At 62.0% G+C, this 4,045-nt stretch carries 4 protein-coding genes; 2 read left to right on the top strand and 2 right to left on the bottom strand.

Going from position 1 to position 4,045, the window contains the following annotated elements; all coding sequences use genetic code 11:
• On the top strand, window positions 1-1,002 hold a 1,002-nt coding region (locus Q0J60_RS03745), incomplete at its 5' end, for a helix-turn-helix transcriptional regulator (protein ID WP_294438905.1).
• Window positions 981-1,814 (top strand): class I SAM-dependent methyltransferase, encoded by an 834-nt coding sequence (locus Q0J60_RS03740; protein ID WP_294438904.1) that lies wholly within the window; start codon window positions 981-983, stop codon window positions 1,812-1,814. The genes Q0J60_RS03745 and Q0J60_RS03740, both read left to right, overlap by 22 nt.
• 210 nt (window positions 1,815-2,024) lie before the next feature.
• Here Q0J60_RS03740 and Q0J60_RS03735 read toward each other — a convergent pair whose 3' ends face one another.
• Both Q0J60_RS03735 and Q0J60_RS03730 read right to left on the bottom strand, forming a co-directional pair.
• Window positions 2,025-2,426, bottom strand: coding sequence for a metal-dependent transcriptional regulator (locus Q0J60_RS03735; RefSeq protein ID WP_294438903.1), 402 nt, complete (start codon window positions 2,424-2,426; stop codon window positions 2,025-2,027).
• Between the two features lie 36 nt (window positions 2,427-2,462).
• A partial coding sequence (locus Q0J60_RS03730) for a nucleoside recognition domain-containing protein (RefSeq protein WP_294438902.1) occupies window positions 2,463-4,045 on the bottom strand: 1,583 nt, incomplete at its 5' end.

The raw sequence follows: 4,045 nt of genomic DNA, 5'->3' as shown, positions 1-4,045 counted from the left end.
CTTTACGGCGCGGCGTTTCGAAAATGGGAGATCTCGCCATCCTCGAAAGCGCACGGCTACGGGCCAGACGGCACCTTTCGACCCTTCGAGAACGACTTCGGCGAGGGGGAATACTGGTCTTATTTCCGAGGAAACCTCTTCGCGATCAACTCTTTTAATATGAGATTCACGAAAAACTTTGTGTTGAAGTACCGATGCACAGAGCACCTCTGCATCGGGTTCTATGATGAGATCGAAGGAGTGACGCAAAGACAGGGGGCTCCGCTCAGCGTCGGATCGATTTCGGTGTACCTTGGAGGAGAGGGCGAGGAATACGAGGCGCGCGTTTTGGAAGGAGCATCGGCAAAGGGCACCTCGATCACCTTTTCCCCTGACTACTACCGAACGTATCTTCAAAACAGATTTGGAAGTATCGGGGATATAAGGAGAGCCTTCCTGGAAGCCGACGGAAGGCGCGATATGTCCGACCTCATCAACCTGCTCCGAAAGGCGCGGAGCTACAAGGGCACGGGGATTGCGGCGGAGCTCTTCTACGAAGGGGTGATTTCGGAAGCCGTTGCAATTGTCGTGCAACACTCCTCGTTGTACTCCAAAAAGCACGGTGCCAAGCACCTGTCTCAAGAAGACCGCAGGGCTATCGATTTCATCTGCGGATATATCGCCTCCAACCTAGGGGAAGACCTTTCCTGCTCGCATCTTGCAGAAGAGCTCTACATGGGACAGACGAAATTGAAAGCCCTATTCAAGGCGGCAACGGGTACATCACCATCCCGCTATGTTGCACGAGAGCGCATGGAGGAAGCATCCAAGCTGCTCGTCGAGACTGATTCCACGATAGCCGAGATCGGTAGAATGGTGGGTTACACCAAACCGGGCGCGTTCACAGAAGCGTTCCGGAAAAACAAGGGTTGCACGCCGATGCAGTTCAGAAGGCAGCGATGGCCGAATAGCAGTGAACAGTATGCACAAGGAGGGACTGCATGCCGGAATTCAGCGCTCTAGAGAACACATTGTTCATCCCGATGCTGGGCAGGATCTACGCCAGCGAGCATTTTCGGAACATCCTGTACGACGAAACGGCCCTGTCGCTGAAAGACGCGCTGCCAAAAGACCTCGCGGACAAAGGCTCCCAGAGCCAGTACACCCTGCTGGCCTCCGCCTCCCGTTCCGCCAACATGGACCGATACGTCCAGTCCTTCCTTCGCCGCAAGCCAGGCGGCGTGATCGCGGAGCTGGGGTGCGGGCTGGAAACAACCTATTACAGGAACGACGATGGACATACCCGCTGGTACGCCGTCGATCTGCCGGACGTACTGGAATATCGCGAGGCGCTGCTGCCCAAGCCGCAGCGACAGGCGTGCCTTGCCGGCGACGCCTTTTCAGGCGACTGGATCAGGCGGATCCGCAGCGGCGCGCCGGACGCGCCGGTATTGGTTACCGCCGGCGGCCTGTTCTACTATTTCGAAGAAGAGAAAGTGGTCGCCCTTCTGCGGATGTTGCACGGCTTCGAGAGTGTGGAGGTGGTGTTCGACGGCGTGAGCAGAATCGGACTGGGCAGGATGCGGAAGAAATACATGAAGCAGATGGGCCATGCTGACGCAAGAATGTTCTTCTGCGTGGATTCCGCGGCGGAGCTCGCCCGGAGAATCGGCGGTGACGCTTGCGCTGTTTCGGAGGAGCCCTATTACCGCCATATCGACAAGACCGGGCTGAAGCCCTCCACGAAGCTCAGCATGGGTGCATCCGACCGCTTGCGCATGGTGAAGATGGTGCACGTGAGAGCGAACGTGGGGGTCGCCCCGGCAAAGGGGTGATGGCTCGCAAGAGCCGCCCTTTTCCGGCAGGCGGCAATCCGCCTTGCCCCCGAAAACGAGGGAAGGCCCGTTGCCATCGCCGCCGCTCGGTATCGTGTCGTCGCCCGCACGGGTACTTCCGAGAGGACGAAAGCGGCGCATGCCGCCTGCTGTACGGGCTGCATGCGCCGCTGGATTCAATGAGCTTCGCCTGGGCTTTCGGGCGCCCGGCTATTCGCCCATCTTTGTCCTGCCCCGCAGGCCCGCGAGGTGATCCGCCAGGCGGCGGAAGGAGGGGTCGGAGATGCAGTGCTCCAGGCGGCACGCCTCTTCGGAGGCGGTTCTCCCATCCACCCCGGCGTCGCAGAGCAGCCGCCTGAAGAACTCGTGCTTCTCGAAGGTGGTCTGGGCGATTTCCAGGCCCCTCCGCGCGAGCCGCACGTCGCGATCGATCACCTCGACAAGCGACTGGGACGAGAGGTTCGCCAGCGCCTTGGTGACGCTCGGCCTCGTGACGCCCAGGCGCTCCGCGATGTCGGCGTTGCGGCAGAACCCCCGCTCGGCGCGGATCACGAGGATCGCCTCGAGGTAGTCCTCCGAGGATTCGGTCGCACCGGCGTTTTCGCACCTCATCTCATCAACCCCGTTCTTTCCCCGAAAAAGAATTTGCTAGAAAAACAACAAACTCACGTGGTAGACCACACATCCGAGCAGAAGCGAGGAGGCTATGTAGAACGCCGCCGTTATGACGGTCCACTTCGTCGAGTGGACTTCGGCCCAGGTAGCAGAGACGCTTGCCGCGCACGGCATATTGAACGTGAACGCGAAGATGAAGGCGAGCGCCTCGGGGGCTGAAATCACCTGAGACATGACCTCTCCGACGTTCGCCGCAGCCGCCCCGCCGCCGGTCATGATCCCCACGAGGACGGCGTTCGGCGTCGCCGCGCCCGTAAAAAGACCCGAGAGCACGCCGAGGGCGGATTCCTTGAGGACGAGCGCGCAGAGCCACGCCGTGAAAGTCTGCCACCCCATGCCGAACAGCCTCGTCACCGGCTCGATAGCGGTGCCCAGCGCGTAGAGCGCAGACCCTTCAACGCCGACGGTCGAAGTGTAGGTGAGCGCCCAGATGACGAACGCGAAGAGTGCGACCACGCGAATGGCACGCACGAACATCTGGCGGCTCTTGAGCAAGGCGCCGCGCACGACGCCCTTCAGATGGGGGCGGTGGTAGGGCGGAAGCTCCATAACCAAGCCCGCGCGCTCTCCATCCGCCACCAGGCGCGGCCCGAACACCTTGCCGACGATGCCCATGATGACAAGCATCATGGCGAATATCCCCACGATCACGAGCGGCGCGCCAACTACGCCGAAGAACGCGACGGCCAGCACCGGCACCACGCCCCACGTGGAGCCGCACGGGATGGCCCAAGCCATCATGACGGTGAGCATGCGCTGTCCCCACGAGTCGATGACGCGCGAGCCCGACACGCCGCCCATCGTGCACCCCAGACACATAAGAAACGGCATGAGCGACTTCCCCTGCAGCCCGAAGCGCGCCATGGTGTGGTCGAACACGTAGCCGATGCGCGCCATGTAGCCCGCCTCCTCGTAGAGGCCGAACACAAGGTTGATGCCGAATACGTAGCCCACCATCATCGTGCCGAAGCACAAGCTGTTGAACACCACGCCCGCGAGGAAACTGCCCACAACGTCAGGCACGCCCACTTGCGCGAGCGCCCCGGCAGCGACCTGCCCGAGCGAGGAGATGGCGCCGCCGAGCATCATGATGGGTATGGCGGGAACGAACGCGAGAAGGAACCCTGCGAGAATCATGGCGACGGTGATGGGTTTTGACCAGCGAGAGCCCGTGGCGAGCCGGTCGAAGCGCGACAGCGCGTGCGCTTTCTCGGGAGCGGACACCGCCCCGTCGAGGAGCCATTCGATCCAGGCGAACCGCGCCTTCCCCGCACCCTGCGCCGTCGCCGGAACGGACGCCAGCTCCCGACGCAGGCGGCCGTCGTCAATGGATGGGCGCTCGCGCGCCGTCCGCTCGATGGCGCAAAGCAGATTCCCGTACCCTTCCGGACGTGACGCCACGAGCGGCACGACGGGAATCCCGAGCCGCTGCTCGATAAGCGCCGAATCGATGCGCTTGCCTTGACCCTCCGCAACATCCATGAGATTCAAAGCAAGGAGAGAGGGCTGCTCCGGGTGCGCGGCAGCGAACTCGGCGAGCATGTAGAGGCTGCGCT

The sequence above is a fragment of the uncultured Slackia sp. genome (assembly GCF_944321625.1).
In the GTDB taxonomy this organism is placed as follows: domain Bacteria; phylum Actinomycetota; class Coriobacteriia; order Coriobacteriales; family Eggerthellaceae; genus Slackia.
Note: the sequence above shows the minus strand (reverse complement) of the source record. Positions and strands in the feature narration are given on the sequence as shown.